This window comes from Geminicoccaceae bacterium, assembly GCA_020638465.1.
Taxonomy (GTDB): Bacteria; Pseudomonadota; Alphaproteobacteria; order Geminicoccales; family Geminicoccaceae; genus JAGREO01.
The window spans coordinates 1,283,926-1,302,800 of sequence record JACKIM010000001.1 but is presented as its reverse complement, the minus strand read 5'-3'; the positions used below and the strand labels follow the sequence as shown (position 1 = coordinate 1,302,800).

20 protein-coding genes are annotated in these 18,875 nt (G+C 60.9%); 14 read left to right on the top strand and 6 right to left on the bottom strand.

Annotation, left to right across the window (positions count from 1 at the left end; translation table 11 throughout):
• The first annotated feature begins 182 nt into the window (after positions 1–182).
• The 12 genes from H6851_06175 to H6851_06120 all read left to right on the top strand — a co-directional run bounded on the left by H6851_06175 (position 183) and on the right by H6851_06120 (position 12,225).
• The gene (locus H6851_06175) at positions 183–932 is read left to right on the top strand and encodes a triose-phosphate isomerase (GenBank protein ID MCB9943194.1); all 750 of its coding nucleotides are present in this window, start codon (positions 183–185) and stop codon (positions 930–932) included.
• A gap of 30 nt (positions 933–962) precedes the next feature.
• Positions 963–1,304, top strand: coding sequence for a preprotein translocase subunit SecG (secG, locus tag H6851_06170; GenBank protein ID MCB9943193.1), 342 nt, complete (start codon positions 963–965; stop codon positions 1,302–1,304).
• A gap of 65 nt (positions 1,305–1,369) precedes the next feature.
• Complete coding sequence (locus tag H6851_06165; GenBank protein ID MCB9943192.1) at positions 1,370–2,998, top strand: CTP synthase; 1,629 nt, start codon at positions 1,370–1,372, stop codon at positions 2,996–2,998.
• Positions 2,999–3,000: 2 nt separating this feature from the next.
• Positions 3,001–3,852: a 3-deoxy-8-phosphooctulonate synthase gene (kdsA, locus tag H6851_06160; protein MCB9943191.1), complete on the top strand. Its 852-nt coding sequence runs from the start codon at positions 3,001–3,003 to the stop codon at positions 3,850–3,852.
• 24 nt (positions 3,853–3,876) lie between these two features.
• Entirely contained in the window at positions 3,877–5,166 is a 1,290-nt protein-coding gene (eno, locus tag H6851_06155) for a phosphopyruvate hydratase (GenBank protein MCB9943190.1), read from the top strand.
• Positions 5,167–5,198: 32 nt separating this feature from the next.
• Complete coding sequence (locus tag H6851_06150) at positions 5,199–5,519, top strand: septum formation initiator family protein (protein MCB9943189.1); 321 nt, start codon at positions 5,199–5,201, stop codon at positions 5,517–5,519.
• 136 nt (positions 5,520–5,655) lie between these two features.
• Positions 5,656–6,693, top strand: coding sequence for a pyruvate dehydrogenase (acetyl-transferring) E1 component subunit alpha (pdhA, locus tag H6851_06145; GenBank protein ID MCB9943188.1), 1,038 nt, complete (start codon positions 5,656–5,658; stop codon positions 6,691–6,693).
• Positions 6,694–6,718: 25 nt separating this feature from the next.
• Entirely contained in the window at positions 6,719–8,104 is a 1,386-nt protein-coding gene (locus H6851_06140; GenBank protein MCB9943187.1) for a pyruvate dehydrogenase complex E1 component subunit beta, read from the top strand.
• 12 nt (positions 8,105–8,116) lie between these two features.
• The gene (locus H6851_06135; GenBank protein MCB9943186.1) at positions 8,117–9,421 is read left to right on the top strand and encodes a pyruvate dehydrogenase complex dihydrolipoamide acetyltransferase; all 1,305 of its coding nucleotides are present in this window, start codon (positions 8,117–8,119) and stop codon (positions 9,419–9,421) included.
• 19 nt (positions 9,422–9,440) lie between these two features.
• Complete coding sequence (gene lpdA, locus H6851_06130; protein MCB9943185.1) at positions 9,441–10,838, top strand: dihydrolipoyl dehydrogenase; 1,398 nt, start codon at positions 9,441–9,443, stop codon at positions 10,836–10,838.
• A 4-nt stretch (positions 10,839–10,842) separates the two neighbouring features.
• Complete coding sequence (gene lipA / locus H6851_06125) at positions 10,843–11,763, top strand: lipoyl synthase (protein MCB9943184.1); 921 nt, start codon at positions 10,843–10,845, stop codon at positions 11,761–11,763.
• 9 nt (positions 11,764–11,772) lie between these two features.
• Positions 11,773–12,225 carry a type II toxin-antitoxin system RatA family toxin gene (locus H6851_06120; protein ID MCB9943183.1) on the top strand — a complete coding sequence of 151 codons (453 nt, stop codon included), beginning with the start codon at positions 11,773–11,775 and terminating at the stop codon, positions 12,223–12,225.
• 33 nt (positions 12,226–12,258) lie between these two features.
• On the opposite strand, the gene glk is transcribed toward H6851_06120, so the two are convergent.
• Entirely contained in the window at positions 12,259–13,194 is a 936-nt protein-coding gene (gene glk, locus H6851_06115) for a glucokinase (GenBank protein MCB9943182.1), read from the bottom strand.
• A gap of 56 nt (positions 13,195–13,250) precedes the next feature.
• Positions 13,251–14,342, bottom strand: coding sequence for an ATP-dependent 6-phosphofructokinase (locus H6851_06110; GenBank protein MCB9943181.1), 1,092 nt, complete (start codon positions 14,340–14,342; stop codon positions 13,251–13,253).
• Positions 14,343–14,520: 178 nt separating this feature from the next.
• Here H6851_06110 and H6851_06105 point away from each other — a divergent pair, with 178 nt between their 5' ends.
• On the top strand, positions 14,521–14,730 hold the full coding sequence (locus H6851_06105; GenBank protein MCB9943180.1) for a DUF465 domain-containing protein: 210 nt from the start codon (positions 14,521–14,523) through the stop codon (positions 14,728–14,730).
• Positions 14,731–14,750: 20 nt separating this feature from the next.
• Here H6851_06105 and H6851_06100 read toward each other — a convergent pair whose 3' ends face one another.
• From H6851_06100 to H6851_06090, 3 genes are all read right to left on the bottom strand, one after another.
• On the bottom strand, positions 14,751–15,653 hold the full coding sequence (locus H6851_06100) for a hypothetical protein (GenBank protein ID MCB9943179.1): 903 nt from the start codon (positions 15,651–15,653) through the stop codon (positions 14,751–14,753).
• 311 nt (positions 15,654–15,964) lie between these two features.
• The gene (locus H6851_06095; GenBank protein MCB9943178.1) at positions 15,965–16,321 is read right to left on the bottom strand and encodes an antibiotic biosynthesis monooxygenase; all 357 of its coding nucleotides are present in this window, start codon (positions 16,319–16,321) and stop codon (positions 15,965–15,967) included.
• Positions 16,318–16,641, bottom strand: a complete 324-nt coding sequence (locus H6851_06090; protein MCB9943177.1) for an NIPSNAP family protein — start codon at positions 16,639–16,641, stop codon at positions 16,318–16,320. The genes H6851_06095 and H6851_06090 overlap by 4 nt, the downstream gene beginning before the upstream one ends.
• A gap of 76 nt (positions 16,642–16,717) precedes the next feature.
• Between H6851_06090 and H6851_06085 the strand changes: the two genes are divergently transcribed.
• Positions 16,718–17,398, top strand: coding sequence for a winged helix-turn-helix transcriptional regulator (locus H6851_06085; GenBank protein MCB9943176.1), 681 nt, complete (start codon positions 16,718–16,720; stop codon positions 17,396–17,398).
• A 206-nt stretch (positions 17,399–17,604) separates the two neighbouring features.
• On the opposite strand, the gene H6851_06080 is transcribed toward H6851_06085, so the two are convergent.
• The gene (locus H6851_06080) at positions 17,605–18,693 is read right to left on the bottom strand and encodes an acyltransferase (protein ID MCB9943175.1); all 1,089 of its coding nucleotides are present in this window, start codon (positions 18,691–18,693) and stop codon (positions 17,605–17,607) included.
• Positions 18,694–18,875: the final 182 nt, after the last annotated feature.

The following is an 18,875-nucleotide window of genomic DNA, read 5'->3' as shown; positions in this document are numbered from 1 at the left end:
GAGACGCTGACCCCGGCAAACCTCACCAGAGCAAAAATGTTCCGGCCTCGGTCATGGCCTGCCAAACATATAGACGGGCGCAGGCGACCGGCAAACTCTCGTTTTGACGAGCCTATCACTGGCCACCCATGAATGGCTGTGATAGGTAGCCGCGGTTCCACAGAAAGGAAAGGCCCGACGCGATGGCTTTGCCACGCCCGATCGTTCTTGGAAACTGGAAGATGAATGGTCTGCGCTCCGACGGACTGGCGCTTGCGGGTGGCCTCGCAGATGCCGCCGCGGCGCTCAGCGGGACGTTCGGCATCTTCCCGCCGGCGACCATCATCGGCGAAGTCGTCCGCAGGGTAGCCTCCAGCAACATCGTTGTGGGGGGGCAGGACTGCCACGAGAAGGCGTCGGGCGCCTATACGGGCTCGGTGTCGGCATCGATGCTTCGCGACATCGGCGCCACGTCCGTGATCGTCGGCCATTCGGAGCGTCGGCACGGGCTCGGCGAAACGGATGCGGTGGTCAAGGCCAAGGCGGAAGCCGCCCTGGCGGCCGGGCTGCTGACGGTGCTCTGTATCGGCGAAACCGAGGCGGATTATGTCGCCGGCCGACAGATCGAGGTTCTGCAGCGTCAGATTGACAACAGTCTTCCAGCAAGCTGCCACGCAGATCGCGTCGTCATCGCGTATGAGCCGGTGTGGGCGATCGGAACGGGCCGCACACCAACGCTCGACGAGATTGCCGTTATCCATGGCAAACTTGCCGGCATGACGGCAATGCGCACGCAGGGCGAGCCATTGGCCCTGCTCTATGGCGGATCGGTCAAACCGGACAACGCTGCCGACATCATGTCGATCGATCATGTCGATGGCGTACTGGTCGGTGGCGCCAGTCTTGATGTTGGCAGTTTCTGGAGTATCTACACGGCCGGCGGCGGTGCCTGAGCACGGGTCGGCCCGGGAAGAGAGAATATCATGAGCACGGTTCTACTGGTGATCCACCTGATCATCGCGCTTGCCCTTGTTGGCGTCATTCTTATCCAGCGAAGCGAAGGCGGAGCGCTCGGGGGGCTCGGCGGTACGACCATGGGCGGAATGATGAGCGGACGGGGTACCGCCAATCTTCTGACGCGCACGACCGCAATCCTTGCAACCTGCTTCATCGTCACCAGTCTTGCTCTGGCGATTGTCGCCAGCAACTCCGGTGGGCCTTCCTCGATTCTCGAAAATGCCGGCACCGCAACGCAGGAAGCGCCGGCGGCCACGAACGAACCGGCACAGCCTGAAAAGCCCGCCGCACCTATCGCCGACAAGTAGAAGACTGACCTGATGAGAACAACGATGGTTGCATCCTGCCACCAATGGCTGGATACTGCTGGTTGATGGCACGCTATGTTTTCATAACCGGTGGCGTAGTCTCCTCGCTCGGCAAGGGACTGGCTTCCGCAGCCTTGGGATCACTGCTTCAGCTTCGGGGTCTGAGGGTTCGCCTCCGCAAGCTTGACCCCTATCTCAATGTCGACCCGGGCACCATGTCGCCCTATCAACATGGCGAAGTGTTCGTAACAGAAGATGGTGCGGAGACCGACCTGGATCTCGGTCACTACGAGCGCTTCACCGGTGTTCCAGCCCGGGCCAGCGACAGCGTTTCGGCCGGGCGCATCTACTGGACAGTTCTCACTCGCGAACGGCAGGGCGACTACCTGGGTGGGACAATTCAGGTGATCCCGCACATCACCAATGCCATCAAGGATTTCATCCTCAATGACGTCGATGACGCCGATATCGTGCTATGCGAGATCGGTGGTACGGTGGGTGACATCGAGGGGCAGCCCTTTCTTGAGGCCATTCGCCAGCTCGCCAACGAGTTGCCCCGCGGTCATTGCGCCTTCATGCACATGACACTGGTGCCGTGGATAGCGTCTGCCGGCGAACTCAAGACCAAGCCGACCCAACACAGTGTCCGCGAACTGCGCGGCATTGGCATTCAGCCCGACATCCTGATGTGCCGGTCCGAGCGGGAAATTCCGCAGGACGCGCGTCGCAAGATCGCCCTGCAATGCAGCGTGCATCCGGAATGCGTGATTCCGGCTCTCGACTGCAAGTCGATTTACGAAGTCCCCATCCGCTATCACGAGGAAGGGCTCGACGTTCAGCTCCTCAAGATTCTCGGCCTCGCCACCATGACCCCGCCCGATCTGTCGCAGTGGCGCGAGATCGTCAGCCGGCAGGAACGTCCCGAGGGCGAAGTACGGGTCGCCATCGTCGGCAAGTACACCGGCCTGATGGATGCCTACAAATCGCTGAATGAGGCCCTGTCGCATGGCGGTATCGCCAACCGTGTCAAGGTTGTCACCGACTGGATCGATGCCGAGCATTTCATCCATCAGGAGGCGAGTGACCGATTGCAGGGGGTCAACGCAATTCTCGTGCCGGGCGGCTTCGGGGAACGTGGTTCGGAAGGGAAGATCGCCGCCGTGACCTATGCCCGCGAACGGGGACTTCCCTTTCTCGGCATCTGCTTCGGCATGCAGCTCGCCTGCATCGAGACCGCGCGCAATCTTGCCGGCATCAACGGTGCCAGCTCCACCGAGTTCGGCCCGTGTCCCGATCCGATCGTCGGCCTGATGACCGAATGGGAAGTGGCCGGCGAAAAGGTTCGCCGCAGTGCCGAGAGCGACAAGGGTGGCACGATGCGGCTGGGTGCCTATCCCTGTACACTGGCTGAAGGAAGCGTCGTGCGGGAAGTATATGGACGGGCGGAAATCAGTGAACGCCACCGTCATCGCTTCGAAGTCAATATCAACTACAAGGACAGGCTCGAACAGGCCGGCCTGCGGTTTTCCGGCATGTCTCCGGACGGCCAGTTGCCCGAGATTGTCGAACTGCCGGGACATCCCTGGTTTGTTGGCGTACAGTTTCATCCTGAGTTGAAGTCCAGGCCCTTCGATCCGCATCCGCTATTCGAGGCCTTCATCCGCGCAGCGCGCGAACAGTCGATACTGGTTTGACGATGACAACCACAAAACACCAAGTGACGGTCGGCAGCGTTCGCTTTGGCAACGATCTTCCCCTCGCCCTGATCGCCGGGCCGTGCCAGATCGAAAGCGAGACCCATGCCATGGAGATGGCGCTGGCACTCGACGAGTTGGCAACGGGTCTCGACCTGCCGCTGGTGTTCAAGGCTTCCTATGACAAGGCCAACCGCACGAGTATCGGTGGATCGCGCGGTGTGGGCATGGAAAAGGGGCTGCGCGTCCTCGCCGATATCAAGGCACGGACCGGTCGCCCGGTCATCACGGACATTCACGAAACGACCCATGCGGCTCCTGTGGCGGAGGTCTGTGATGTTCTGCAGATACCGGCCTACCTCTGTCGCCAGACCGACCTGCTGGAAGCGGCTGCCCGGACGGGAGCGGCCATCAATGTCAAGAAGGGGCAGTTTCTGGCACCGTGGGACATGCGCAATGTCGTGAAGAAGCTCGAAAGCTTTGGATCGGACCGCATCCTGGTATGCGAGCGTGGTGCGTCGTTTGGTTACAACACGCTCGTCTCCGACATGCGGGCATTGCCCGAGCTCGCTTCCACAGGCTGGCCCGTGGTCTTTGATGCGACCCATTCCGTTCAGCAGCCGGGTGGTCAGGGTGGCAGCTCGGGTGGCCAGAGGCAATTTGTTCCCGTGCTGGCACGTGCCGCCGTGTCGCTCGGTATCTCGGCAGTCTTCATCGAGACTCATGACAATCCCGATCAGGCATTAAGCGATGGACCGAACATGGTCCCCCTGAATCGGATGCGCGACGTCATGGAAGATCTCATGGCGTTTGACAAACTGTCAAAGGCACGCAGGTTACCGCAACTGGCCTGATCCTCAAGTCGGAACGAAATGACCATGCACGATACGGAAATTGTAAGCATCATCGGCCGTCAAATACTCGACAGCAGGGGTAATCCCACGGTCGAAGTTGATGTCGAACTGGCAAATGGCGCCTCCGGTCGCGCAGCTGTTCCATCAGGTGCGTCGACCGGCAGTCGTGAAGCGCTGGAACTCCGTGACGGTGAAAAATCACGCTGGCAGGGCAAGGGGGTCTCCAAGGCGCTGGAAGCTGTCAACGGCGAGATAACGGACGCGATTCTCGGCATGGACGGTGTCAATCAGAGCGCTATCGATGCGGCCATGCTCAAGCTGGACGGGACTGATGCGAAGGAGCGTCTCGGGGCCAACGCCATTCTCGGCGTAAGCCTTGCTGTCGCCAAGGCAGCGGCAGAGGCCACCGGTCTTCCGCTCTACCGCTATGTCGGCGGCGTGGCCGCCCGGGTACTCCCGGTACCGATGATGAATGTCATCAATGGTGGCGCCCACGCCGACAATCCGATCGACTTCCAGGAATTCATGATCATGCCCGTCGGTGCGCCGACCTTCTCCGAGGGCTTGCGCATGGGCGTCGAGATCTTCCACAGCCTGAAAAAGGCGCTGGCGAGCGAAGGTCTCAACACCAATGTCGGTGACGAGGGTGGTTTTGCGCCCAATATCGGCAGTGCCGAGGAGGCCCTGGCCTTCCTCGACAAGGCGGTGTCGGCAGCCGGTTATCGTACGGGCGATGATGTCGTCTTCGCGCTGGATGTCGCTTCGTCGGAGTTCTTCGAGAACGGTCGCTACGAGGTAAGGGGCGAGGGCAAGACGCTCGACGCGGCGGGACTGGTCGACATGCTCGAAGGGCTGTGCTCCAAATTCCCGATCCTGTCCATCGAGGATGGAATGGCGGAGCAGGACTGGGATGGCTGGAAGGCGCTCACCGAGCGCCTTGGCAAGAAGATTCAACTGGTTGGCGACGACCTGTTCGTCACCAATTCCCGGATCCTTCAGGAAGGTATCGACAAGGGAATTGCCAACGCCATTCTGATCAAGGTCAATCAGATCGGTTCGCTGACGGAGACACTCGACACTTGCAGGTTGGCATCCGACAACCATTATCGTTCGGTCATGTCCCACCGTTCGGGCGAAACCGAAGACTCGACCATCGCCGATCTCGCGGTGGCGACCAATTGCGGCCAGATCAAGACCGGCTCGCTGTCGAGGTCGGATCGGCTGGCAAAATATAACCAGTTGTTGCGTATCGAAGAACTTCTGGGCGATAATGCAATCTATGCTGGGCGCAGGGCCCTTGCCATATCCACCTGATCCGAAAGGTTCGCCAGGCGGCATGAACGAGTATGGGAAGTGAATTCTCCAAGTCGCTTGGTCGCCATTCAGCGACTGCGGTTCTGGTCCTTGTCCTTGCGTATTTCGGATACCACGCGATTCATGGCGAACGGGGTTTGCTCGCCTGGATCGATCAATCTCGGCTGGTGGAAATCAGACGACATGAACTGGCCGGCCTCGAGGCCAGACGTGATGATCTGCAACGCCGCGTCGGTGGGTTGAAGGAAAATCATGTCTCTCCCGACCTGCTGGAAGAGGAATTGAAGAAGTTGGGTTACGTTGGTCACAATGAGGCAATCATTCTGGTTCCCGAGCAACCGGACGGGAAATAGGGAAAGGCAAGCCTTGCATCACACGCATGGGAGACATGCATAGAAAGAGGTACCGAGTCGTCGGACTGTTCTTGTATCGCCGATCAAAGCGATCGATGGCCAACAACGATCAGCTATCCCGGGGAGGCCGAATTTCATGGTAGCCACCAGGCATTCGTCTACGAAGAAGTCGTCTGTTCAAACAGCGAAAGAGGGCTCGAACAGCAAGGCTGTCGATGCCGACCAGCTCAGGCGCTTCTATCGTGACATGCTTCTCATCCGGCGCTTCGAGGAGAAGGCGGGCCAGCTTTACGGCATGGGCCTGATCGGCGGCTTCTGCCATCTCTATATCGGCCAGGAAGCCGTCGCCGTAGGTATCCAGCACGCGTTGAGCGATGGCGATTCGGTCATCACCGGCTACCGTGACCACGGTCACATGCTGGTTTGCGACATGGATCCCCGCCGGGTCATGGCCGAGCTCACGGGTCGCAATACCGGCTACTCGAAGGGCAAGGGCGGCTCGATGCACATGTTCGCCGTCGACAAGCGCTTCTTCGGCGGCCACGGCATCGTCGCCGGCCAGGTATCGCTGGGGACCGGAATCGCCTTCGCCCACAAATATCGCGAGGATGGTGGTCTTTGCGTTGTCAACATGGGCGATGGCGCTGCCAATCAGGGGCAGGTCTACGAGAGTTTCAACATGGCCTCGCTGTGGAAACTCCCTGCCCTCTACGTGATCGAAAACAATCGTTACGGCATGGGCACATCCACGACCCGCGCGGCCGCCGGCCAGAACCTGTTCGAGCGCGGTGCCGCATATGGCATCCCCGGCGAGCAGGTGGATGGCATGGACGTCAGCGCCGTGCATGAACACGCGGTTGCCGCCATCGAGCATGTCCGTTCGGGCAAGGGACCCTACATTCTCGAAGCCCTGACCTATCGGTATCGCGGTCATTCCATGTCCGACCCCGCCAAGTACCGCTCGAAGGAGGAAGTGCAGAAGATGCGCGAGCAGCACGACCCGATCGAGGGGCTCAAGACAAGGTTGATCGAGGGCGATATCATGGGAGAAATCGACCTGAAGGCTGTCGACAAGGAAATTCGCGATATCGTCAACGAATCGGCGAGATTTGCTCAGGACAGCCCCGAACCCGACGCCAGCGAGCTCTACACGGATATTCTCGTCGACGCCTGACGGCCACCCCGGGAGGACATCATCAATGCCCGTCGAAATCCTTATGCCGGCCCTCTCCCCGACCATGACCGAGGGTAATCTGGCGCGCTGGCTGAAGAAGGAAGGCGACGAGATCCGGTCCGGAGACGTGATCGCCGAGATAGAGACCGACAAGGCGACCATGGAGGTCGAGGCTGTCGACGAAGGCATTCTCGGCAGGATCCTGATCCCCGATGGGACCGAAGCTGTCGCCGTCAATACTCCCATCGCGTGGTTGCTCGCCGATGGCGAGGATGCGTCCGCGCTCGATGGAGCGGCTGCCGCGCCTGCGGCCGCGCCGGTCAAGGCCGATACGGCGGCCAGCGCGAATCCTGCACCAGCGCGCGTCGAACCCCAGCCGAGACAGTCTCCCGCTGCAAGCGATCCCGAACTTCCGGCCGGAACGAACATGGTCAGGATGACCGTGCGCGAAGCCCTGCGGGATGCGATGGCCGAGGAGATGCGTCGCGACAGTGACGTATTTCTCCTGGGAGAGGAAGTCGCCGAATACCAGGGGGCCTACAAGGTGAGCCAGGGGCTGCTCGCCGAGTTCGGGGCGAAGCGCGTGGTCGATACGCCGATCACCGAATACGGATTTGCCGGTCTGGGGGTCGGCGCCGCCATGGCCGGGCTCAGGCCGATCGTCGAGTTCATGACATGGAACTTCGGCATGCAGGCGATTGACCACATCATCAATTCCGCTGCCAAGACACGTTATATGGCAGGTGGAGAAATCGGTTCGCCGATTGTGTTTCGCGGTCCCAACGGGGCGGCTGCCCGCGTGGGTGCGCAGCACAGTCAGGAATACAGTTCCTGGTATGCCCACTGTCCCGGGCTCAAGGTGGTGGCACCCTATTCGGCCGCCGACGCCAAGGGCCTGCTCAAGGCCGCCATCCGCGATCCCAATCCGGTCGTGTTCCTCGAAAACGAGGTCTTGTACGGCCAGAGTTTTGATGTACCCGAAACCGGGGACTGGGTGTTGCCGATCGGCAAGGCGAAAATTCTGCGCGAGGGCGATGATGTCACCATTGTCTCGTTCTCGCTGATGATGCAACGCGCACTCGAAGCTGCGGACGCCCTTGCGGAAGAGGGTATCAGTGCGGAAGTCATCGATCTGCGCAGCATCCGGCCGCTCGACCGGGAGACCCTGATCTCTTCGGTCATGAAGACCAACCGGATCGTGACACTTGAGGAAGGCTGGCCGCAGTTCGGTGTCGGCTCGGAAATTGCCGCCTTGATGATGGAGGAAGCCTTCGACCATCTCGATGCGCCGGTGGTACGTGTGACCGGCAAGGATGTGCCCATGCCCTACGCCGCCAACCTCGAAAAGCTGGCGCTGCCGCAGACCCGCGATGTCGTCGAAGCGGCGAAATCCGTCTGCTATCGCGACTGACAGGAGCCGACGATGCCCACTCCCATTCTCATGCCGGCCCTGTCACCAACCATGACGGAAGGCACTCTCGCGAACTGGCTCAAGAAAGAGGGAGATGTTATCCGCTCCGGCGATGTCATCGCCGAGATCGAGACCGACAAGGCAACCATGGAAGTGGAAGCCGTCGATGAGGGAACTCTGGGAAAAATCCTCATCGCCGCCGGCACCGAGAATGTCGCGATCAACACGCCGATAGCCATGCTGCTCGAAGATGGTGAAGACGCTTCCGCGTTGGACAAGGCCGTCGAGGTGTCCGCTCCCCCCCCGGCATCCGCCGAAGCCGCTCCCTCCGTGTCGGCGGAATCGTCACATGCCGGCAGGAGCAGCCCGTCGGCACCGGTTGCTTCGGGCAAGGACCGTGTCTTCGCGAGTCCGCTTGCACGGCGCATGGCCCAGCAGGCAGGTCTCGACCTCGCGGGCATCAGGGGTACCGGACCGCATGGCCGGATCGTCAAGAGCGATATCGAAAAGGCGGCCAGGGACGGCGGTGCTGGCAAGGCCACGGCGCCAGCAGCCGGACGGGAACAGGGACAGGGACAGGCGATGCCGGCGGCAGCCGTGCCCGCCGCCTTGCCGTCAACGCCCCCCGAACGGACCCATCGCGAGGTGCCGCTCAACGCGATGCGCAAGGTGATTGCCCGGCGGCTCACCGAATCCAAGCAACAGGTTCCACATTTCTACCTGACGGTAGATTGCGAGATCGACGGCCTTCTCGACCTGCGCAAGCAGCTCAACGGGCGGGCCAGTGCCAATTACAAGTTGTCCGTCAACGATCTCGTCATCAAGACGGTTGCCCTTGCGATGAGGGCGCATCCGCAGGTCAATGCCCAATGGGGCGGTGATCGGCTGTTTCAGCTGGAGAATATCGACGTTTCGGTAGCCGTGGCTATCGAAGGCGGTCTCATAACGCCCATCATTCGCGATGCGGATACGAAGAGTGTTGCGGCAATCTCCAACGAAATGAAAGAACTCGCCGGCCGCGCCAGGGAGAACAGGCTGCAACCGCACGAATTCCAGGGCGGGGGTTTTTCCATCTCCAATCTGGGCATGTTCGGTATCAGGAATTTCTCCGCCGTCATCAATCCGCCACAAGCCTGCATTCTCGCCGTCGGTGCCGGTGAACAACGGCCGGTGGTCAGGGACGGCCAGTTGACCATCGCCACGGTCATGAGTGTGACACTGAGCGTCGATCACCGGGTGGTGGACGGTGCGCTCGCGGCAGAATGGCTGCAAAGCTTCAAGGGTCTGATCGAGGATCCTCTGGCCCTCCTGCTCTAACCCGGAACGAGGACGTCTCATGAAGGAGAAACAATTCGACCTCGTGGTTGTCGGCGGCGGTCCGGGTGGTTATGTCGCGGCCATTCGTGCCGCCCAGCTCGGCATGAAGACGGCCCTCATCGAGCGAGAGCATCTGGGCGGCATCTGTCTCAACTGGGGTTGTATCCCGACCAAGGCTCTGTTGCGTTCGGCTGAAATTCTCGATCATATCCATCATGCCCAGTCCTACGGTCTCAAGGTCGACGGCGTAAGCTACGATCTGGCAGCCGTCGTCAGGCGCAGCCGGGGCATCGCCGGTCAACTGTCCAAGGGCGTGGCCCATCTTCTCAGGAAGAACAAGGTCACCGTGATCATGGGCACGGCCCGGCTCGCCGGCAAGGATACCGTCTCCGTCGAGACAAAGGATGGCAAGGAGACGGTGCGCAGTCCGCACATCATTCTCGCCACCGGCGCCCGCGCCCGGCAACTTCCCGGACTGGAAAGCGATGGCAGGCTCGTCTGGAGCTACAGGGACGCGCTGGTTGCCGATGTCGTTCCAAAAACCTTGCTGGTCGTAGGCTCCGGGGCCATCGGCATCGAGTTCGCCAGCTTCTTCAAGTCCCTCGGATCGGACGTCACCGTAGTCGAGGTGATGGGCCGCGTATTGCCGGTGGAAGATGCGGAGATTTCCGCATTCGCTCGCAAGGCCTTCGAAAAACGGGGCATGAAGATCGTAACAGGTGCGCAGGTCAAGGCGCTCAAGCGTGGGAAGGACAGCGTGGAGGCCACCATCGAGGCGGGTGGCAGGAATACGGCCACGACCTTCGAACGGGTCATCATGGCCACCGGTATCGTCGGCAATGTCGAGGATCTGGGGCTGGAAGAAGCAGGCATCAAGGTTGACCGTACCCATGTCGTGATTGACCCATGGTGTCGGACGGCAGCCGAAGGGGTCTATGCCATCGGCGATCTTGCCGGCCCGCCCTGGCTCGCGCACAAGGCCAGTCATGAAGGCGTTCTCTGTGTCGAGAAGATCGCGGGCCTGCACACGGCACATCCGCTCGATGTGACGAAGATCCCGGGTTGTACCTATTGTACGCCGCAGGTTGCATCCGTCGGTCTTACCGAGGAGGCAGCCAAAGCCGACGGGCACAAGATCAAGGTCGGACGCTTTCCCTTCATCGGCAACGGCAAGGCGATAGCGCTGGGCGAACCGGAAGGTCTCGTCAAGACCGTCTTCGACGAGGCCACCGGCGAGCTTCTCGGTGCGCACATGATCGGAGCGGAAGTCACCGAGCTCATTCAGGGCTACGGAATTGCCCGTCAGCTGGAAGGAACGGAGCTCGATCTCATGGCTACCGTGTTCCCGCATCCCACCTTGTCGGAAATGATGCACGAAGCCGCACTTGACGCCTTCGGCAGAGCCATTCACTTCTAGGTCCATGTCCACGATCACGATTACCCAGCCACACAGGATACAGCGCAAGCCCGCGTGGATCCGCGTGAAAGCACCGACGTCGAGCGGCTACCACGAAACGCGCCAGTTGTTGCGCGCGAAGAATCTCGTGACGGTCTGCGAGGAAGCGGCCTGCCCGAATATCGGCGAATGCTGGCAGCAGAAGCATGCCACCGTCATGATCCTCGGCGACACCTGTACGCGCGCCTGTGCCTTCTGCAACATCAAGACAGGTGCTCCGCGCGCGGTCGATCCGGCCGAGCCGGAACATCTGGCGGAAGTGGTGGTAACCATGGGCCTTGAGCACGTGGTGATCACCTCGGTCGATCGCGATGACCTGCCGGATGGCGGTGCCTTCCAGTTTGTCCGCTGCATCGAGGAAATCCGCAAGGCATCTCCTTCGACCACCATCGAAATTCTCACACCCGATTTCCTGCGCAAGCCGGGATCGGTGGAGAGGATCGTCGAAGCCCGGCCCGATGTCTACAATCACAACCTCGAAACCGTGCCGCGGTTGTATCGTACGGTTCGTCCCGGTGCGCGCTATTTCCACTCCTTGCGACTGTTACAACAGGTCAAGGAACTCGATCCGTCGATGTTCACCAAGTCCGGCATCATGGTCGGGCTCGGCGAGGAAAAGCGCGAGGTCCTGCAGGTGATGGACGACATGCGTTCCGCCGACATCGACTTCATCACCATCGGCCAGTATCTGCAACCGACCGCCCGACATCACAAGGTCGAGAACTTCGTCCATCCGGACGAGTTCAGAGCCTATGAACGTTCGGCCCGGGCCAAGGGCTTCCTGATGGTATCCGCGACGCCGCTGACGCGCTCATCCTACCTCGCCGGAAACGACTTCGCCCGGCTGCGCGAGGCCCGAAACGCTAAGCTTGGCCGCCGGGCCTGAGCCGTATCGATGCCGACCTACGCAGAAAGACGGCACCTGCCGTACTCCCCCGAGCAGCTCTACGACCTCGTTGCGGCCGTCGATCACTATCCGGAGTTCCTGCCCTGGTGCAAGGCATGCCGTATCACAAGACGCGAAGGTGAGACTGTCTTCTTCGCCGATCTCATCATTGCCTTCAAGGTCTTCCGCGAACGGTTCACCTCCAAGGTCAAGCTGGTTCCAAAGTCGGGCATCGATGTCGAATATATCGACGGCCCGTTCCGCTACCTCAACAACCACTGGCGATTCGAGCCTGCCGGGGAAGGTGGCTGCCATGTGGACTTTTTCGTCGATTTCGAGTTCCGTTCCCGCGTCCTGCAGGGCCTCATCGGCCTGCTCTTCGAAGAAGCCGTCCGCCGCATGGTCTCGGCGTTCGAGACCCGTGCCGAACAACTCTACGGCAAACGTCAGCGCGTGAGTTGACGAAATCGGGCAGATATCGTCCGTCAGCGACCTTCAGAGGTCCGGATGATAGTGTGCAGTGCCCAGCAATCCCGGATTGGGATGGGTGACAATGGCAACCGGAACCGGTTCGAGGAAGGAGCGCAGTCGGCCCTTTTCGAGGAATGCAGTCGTCAGCCGGTCATGGTCCAGCAGTTCGCCCAGGCGGGCGGTAACGCCTCCGCACAGATAGACCCCACCCCTTGCACCGAAGGTCAGCGCCAGATCGCCCGCCATCGAGCCGATCAGGCCCGAGAAGACCTCGACCGTCTCCATGCAGATTTCACAGCTTCGTTCGCGGGCAAACTGGGTTACCGACTCCGGTGACAGGGCCTGCAATTCCTTGCCGTCGATAGCGGCAAGACTCCGGGCGACATGCAGCAGGCCGGGGCCCGAGACCACGCGTTCGCATGAGACATGCGGCCATTGCCTGCGCAGTTCACGCAGGATCGCATCCTCACGGGCATTCTGCGGCGCGAAGGAAGCGTGCCCCCCTTCGCTCGCCAACGGCCGCCATCCGCCGCCCACAGGAACCAACGCCGCCACGCCTAGTCCCGTTCCCGGCCCCATGACAGCCATAGGCCAGCCCGGCTCGACCGTTCCGTCACGGACCGGATCGAGATATTTCGAGGATAATTGGGGTACGGCAAGCGCTTGAGCGACAAAGTCGTTGATCACGGACAGGCGTTCGAGCCCCAGCTCGGCCTGCAACCCCGGAACCAGGAATTCCCAGTTGCAATTCGTAAAACGAATGCGGTCACCGGCGACCGGTGTCGCTACGGCCATGACCAGCGTATCCACCTCGCGCACTCCGAGATAGGCACGCACGGCAGCGGCGGGCCCCGGATAACCGGATGTCGGCAGATTGCGGATGTCGCTCAGTTCCCCGGTCCCGTCGACCAGCGCGAAACGGGCATTGGTTCCGCCGATGTCGGCGACGAGTTTGCTCATGTTCCTATCATTCCCTGACGAAGCGGAAGCGCGTACGGATGCCGGGCACGCCTCGCTCAGTCGCCCAGACAGATCCCGAGCCCGCGGGCGGTATGGACCAGAGTATCATGAGGATCAACGGCCTGATATTGTGCGCAGGCTTCGGCAATCGACACATCCACAACGGCACGGTTCTGCCAGGCGACCATGCGATCGAACCGCCCCTGCTCGATCAGGTCGACCGCGGCCACGCCGAAGGCCGAACCCAGGATTCGATCCAGAGGTACCGGCGATCCGCCGCGCTGGACGTGCCCCAGCACCGTCACGCGCGTTTCCGCACCCGTCCGCGCGGCGATTTCTTCCGCGATCATTCGACCGATGCCGCCATAGCGAGACTGACCATGCGCATCCTGATAAAGCTGGACTTCGCCTTCGTCCGATTTGACCGACTCGGCCACGACGACGAGGCTGAAGTTGCGTCCCACGTCGCGCCGACCGAGAATCTTGTCGCAGATCGCATCCATCCTGTAGGGAATCTCGGGGATGAGAATGACATCGGCACCGCCGGCCACGCCCGACGTCAACGCGATGTGGCCGGCATCACGGCCCATCACCTCCAGCACCATCACCCGATTGTGACTGGCAGCAGTGACGTGAAGCCGGTCGATGGCTTCCGTAGCCACCACCACCGCCGTACTGAAGCCGACGGCGCGCTCGGTGTGGCCGAGATCGTTGTCGATGGTCTTGGGAATGCCGACCAGATTGATACCGCCTTGCTGTGCGAGCCGCCGCAGGATGGCGAGACTGCCGTCGCCACCGACGCCGATCAGTGCATCCAGGCCCAGCAGGCGGTAACCGTCGATGATTTCCTGCGACCGGTCGACCGCGCCACCATGGCCATCGGGATAGGCGAAGGGATTGCCGCGATTGGTCGTTCGCAGGATCGTCCCGCCCTGGTGCAGGATTCCCTTCACGCTGTCGGGGGTCAGTTCGCTGGCCGCCACCGGGCGCTTGAGCAAGCCGTGTGTCGCCTCGTCGATGCCCATGACCGACCAGCCGAGCCCGGCCGCGCGCAGGACGACGGCGCGGATCACCGCGTTCAGTCCGGCGCAATCGCCACCGCTGGTCATGATGCCGATCCGCTTGTATGAAGGTGTGTTGCGCTGCATTCCGTCCTTTCCCATCCACGAACGTAACGTTACAGCCACGTGGATGAAGCTGAAAAATGACAGGTGATGTGCTAGACCGTTCCCGTTATGATCTGGAACCCAACTTGGCTTGGGGACATCAGCCACGCGAAAACGGATTCCAATCCGCACCGGTTTGCAAGATGGGTCAAGAACCTAGATGAGCAAAGAGCAGAAGATTAAAGAGATCGACACGCGCCTGTCCAGTCTTCGCGCCGCTCACCGGGCTCTGGACAACCGTATCAGGCAACTGGTCGAAGACGGCATGCCCGACCTTGTCGAGTTGCAGCGGCTGAAAAAACAGAAGCTGGCGCTGAAGGACCGGATCGGTATCCTCGAACGGCAGCGCCATCCCGACATCATCGCCTGAACGGGGCCTGGTGCCTTCCCCTATTGCTCGGCCATGACCTTCAGCCGTAGCATCTGCGCAAGGTTTTCCGGAGCGAACAGGCCAAGGCTGATTGCCACCAATGGGGCAACAGGCTGGTCCGGACCGATTTCCACGGCAATCGTGCCGGGTTTGGTCAGGAATGCGACAGTCTGCCGAACAGCGTCCTGCAGGAGGTCGCCTCTGGCCCGTATGCGTTTGGCAATCAGGTCGCCGATACGCCGGGCGAGGTCGACACGCGAGATACCGAGCTCGTTGGCGATGGCCGTCATTCGTTGGTCGACGAATCCCCCGTCACGATATGTCACGCGCGACACTCCCACGGCCGGTATCGTTCCGGCACTGCTCGTGCCGGACACTCCTGCGATCTGTAACGAAAGATCGATCTGGCCGAAACCCGCCGCACTTGCTGTCATTTTCAAAACCGAAAGGGGTTCGGTCGCCGAGCGGGTCAAGGCAGCTTCAAGGTGCACGTTCCTGAGCTCCGGCAGAATACCATACCCGATGACCGGCAGCTCTTCCGGCGAGATATCGATATCATCCGCAATAATGGTGAACCTTTCGCGATTCCGGGGGGCGGCTTCGCGAACCAGCGTCGCCTGCGGAACGTCCAGCATAAATCCCGGCATGATCGCATGCAGCCCCTGAACACGCACCGCGCCGTTGATGGCCTGCAAGAGCTCCAGCGAGACATGCGGCGATGCCTTCAACAACGCTTCCAGACGAGCGGGATCGACATCGTGCAGGCTCATCAGGTCAAACGTGATCTTCCGTCCGGAATCGTCGACAAGCGTCCCTCCCCGCATGGTGACCGTCCCGATCGAGCGGAGTTCCAGCCCGAGGCTGATATCGACGCCTTGCCCCTCGATCGAGGCGACCGTCAGTACGCGATCGTTTTCGCTCAATCTGGCATCATTTACCTCAAAGGTTTGTTCGCCAAGATCAACCGAATGCGCGCCGTAGGTAAGCCGGACCTGGGCCGGAAGGCTCGTCCGGGCATGTTCAAGCGCTTCCGCCAGACGCCGGTCAGCCAGAAACTGCACACCCCACACGGCCAATCCGACCAAAATCACAATCAGGAGAATACCAACAAGCCAGGAAAATCTCGAAAAACGACCGGACAATCGCCACCCCCTCGAAACCCGGCTCCTGCCTTGCACGTCCATGCCCTGTCAGGCAACGGCGATGGACGGCCTGCCCTGTTCGAACAGCCGGGTCATGGATCCGGCTGCCCATGCGCCTCGCGACTGTCTGGTGGCGCCTCCCCGCGATCGGTCATGCCATAATCACGCAGGACATGGGCGATGCGCAACCGGTAGCCGGTGAAAATTCCCGTCCGTCCCTTGTTCTGTGCCGCGCGATGTTGCGGCAGGTTGCGCCAACGCTCAACGGCGGCTTCATCCTCGAAAAAGGACAATGACAACAGCATGTTCGGATTGGTCGTGCTCTGGAAGCGCTCGACCGATATGAACCCGTCGATACTCTCGACCAGCGGACGCATGGCGGCGGCCATGTCCAGGTAATCCTGCCGGCACCCCGGTGCGGGCTCGACCTCGAAGATAACGGCGATCATGCGGCAGCTCCATGCGGTGCTGAAACCAGTTTCAAGAATGTACGATCCTCGCGCAGCAGAAACTTTTCAGTTTGTGCGAAGTCGTAGTTCTCCCGGCCGAGCGGATCGGCGGCAAGCCGGGCACGATAGGTCTCATAAGCCGCAAGACTCGAAATATTGTAGATGCCGTAGGCAAGCGTGCTCGAACCCTCGTATGGCGCGAAATAGCCAATGAGATCGGCACCGCAACGCGGGATGGCCTGGCCCCAGTTCCGCGCATATTGCGCAAACTGCGCTCCTTTCGCCGGATCGACATGATAGCGAATGACACAGGTCAGCATGGCATGGCTCCTTTCCGAATTTGCACACGGGTCATAACAGATTGCTAGTACCACATGCTTCGATTATGATCGAACCATGAAAGAAGGACCGGATATCGTCCGGATCGCCGCCCTGATCGGAGATCCCGCGCGCGCCAACATGTTGACGGCGCTGATGAGTGGCAAGGCCCTGACCGCGACCGAACTCGCACGGCAGGCTGGCGTGACCGCGCAGACCGCCAGTTCGCATCTGGCCAAGCTCGATCAGGGCGGCCTGCTGTGCTTGCGCCGGCAGGGACGGCATAAATACTTCGCGCTGGCCAATGCCGATGTTGCGCGGGTCCTGGAAGGATTGATGGGGCTGGCCGCCGGAGCCGGACACCTGCGCAGCCGGGTCGGTCCGAAAGATGCTGCCCTGCGCCGGGCGCGGGTCTGCTACAATCATCTCGCCGGCGATCGCGGCACCTGGCTTTTCGCATGCCTCGTGGAGCACGGTCACCTCATGCTCGCAGACGAGGCGCCGCCGCTACTCACCACCAGTGGTGCTGAATTCGTCACGGCTCTGGGCGTCGATCTTGGCGAACTCCGGGCCAGGCGCACACCACTCTGCCGGGAATGCCTCGACTGGAGCGAACGCCGGCCTCACCTTGCCGGCAGCCTCGGCCGTGCGCTGCTCTCGCGGTTTGAGGAACTGGGCTGGGCAAGCCGGGATCGGGCCTCGCGCATTGTAACCTTCACCACGACCGGCGAACGGAAATTCACGCGGCTTTTCGCCTGAAGGCAGACGACCGCCAATCCATTCACCCTTCCGATCCGTCACATCAAATGATACCCGCGAGCACGCCATGGGGCTGAGATCAAGTCTGGCTCATGGACACACAGAGACGCATGTCCCGTCAGGTGCCGGACCATGTGCGCAAGCGGAGCAGTTGTACCGGCACAGTCTGGAATATCTGTCGGCTCGAACCGTGATCAGGATGCGCTCTAATCGGGAACGGTGTGTGAGCGGGGCCAGCGAAACACGGAGTCGAGGTCGATCCTTTCGGTAATCCAGCGACGGCACGGGACCTCGACGACGTGATATCCGACCGAGGCTGCCGCAAAGGAAAGCGGGATCACCAGTGGTGCAAGGTACCATATCACCGACCGCAGCTGATCGCCGAACACGACATCAAGAGACTTGAAATAGACGATGAAGACGATGGCGTGCAGCATGTAGAGCGAATAGGAAGTCTCCCCCAGATAGACGAGCACGCGATTGCCGAGAAAACCGAGCTTGCCCTGCCGTTCGAGCGAGGACGAGGCAAAGATGATGAACGCAAGCAGGACGACTGCCCAGAACCCATTGAGATCGTAATGGGCGATGGCCGCCAGGGCGATCACGGCCAAGGCCAGCAACCATGGACCGAGAACAGCGTCCACGTCGTGATCGTTGCTGAAATGGTACAGGGCAATGCCGAGGATAAACTCCGGAAGGATGCGCATGTTGCCGAAATCGTGAGTCAGCTGGGTGAGATCCCGACCGAAGACGGATGGCGAAGCGACGACCATGAACACCAGGAACGCCATGGCACCAAGCAGCTTGAGGGATGAGCGGACCTGCCAGCGGACAAACAGCATGCTCATCGGCAGAAACAGAAGATACGCGAACCACTCGGCACTGATCGACCAGGAGACATAGTTCCAGCTCATCCCGTCGACCACGCCCCAGGCATGCATGAGCAGAAGATTGTACCCCAGCCTGTCGAGTGAATAGACCTCAGGGTTGCTCACCGAGACACCGACCAGCGCGCCGGCAACGATATAGCCGGCAACGAGCAATATGCAGACAAGGTGCAGCGGATAGAGCCGGGCGAGACGTTTTTGAATGAACCGCCGGAAGCTGAATCTGTCCTCTTCGAGCGAGGTCAGGTAGACGTGCGACAGGATAAATCCCGAAAGCACGAAGAAGAAATCGACGCCAAGCCTGCCATTTTCGAAAAACTGGGTCAGATCGGTGACCGCCATCGGCAGTTCATGCGAAAAATGCAGCAGAACCACCCATGCTGCCGCGAAAAAACGCAAGGACGTCAAACATTTCACGTCCCGAGAATATTTCAGGGAAGTCGGCTTGACGATGAGCAGGTCACCTCGGTGGCGATCGCCCGACTTTTCGGTGCTGATAGGCATGACAGTCCCGGTCGGCTCGGGTGGCAATGGTGGGAAGGCAGTGGCATGACCCGGTCTGAAAGGCCTGCGCACCTCCCTCGTTCGTC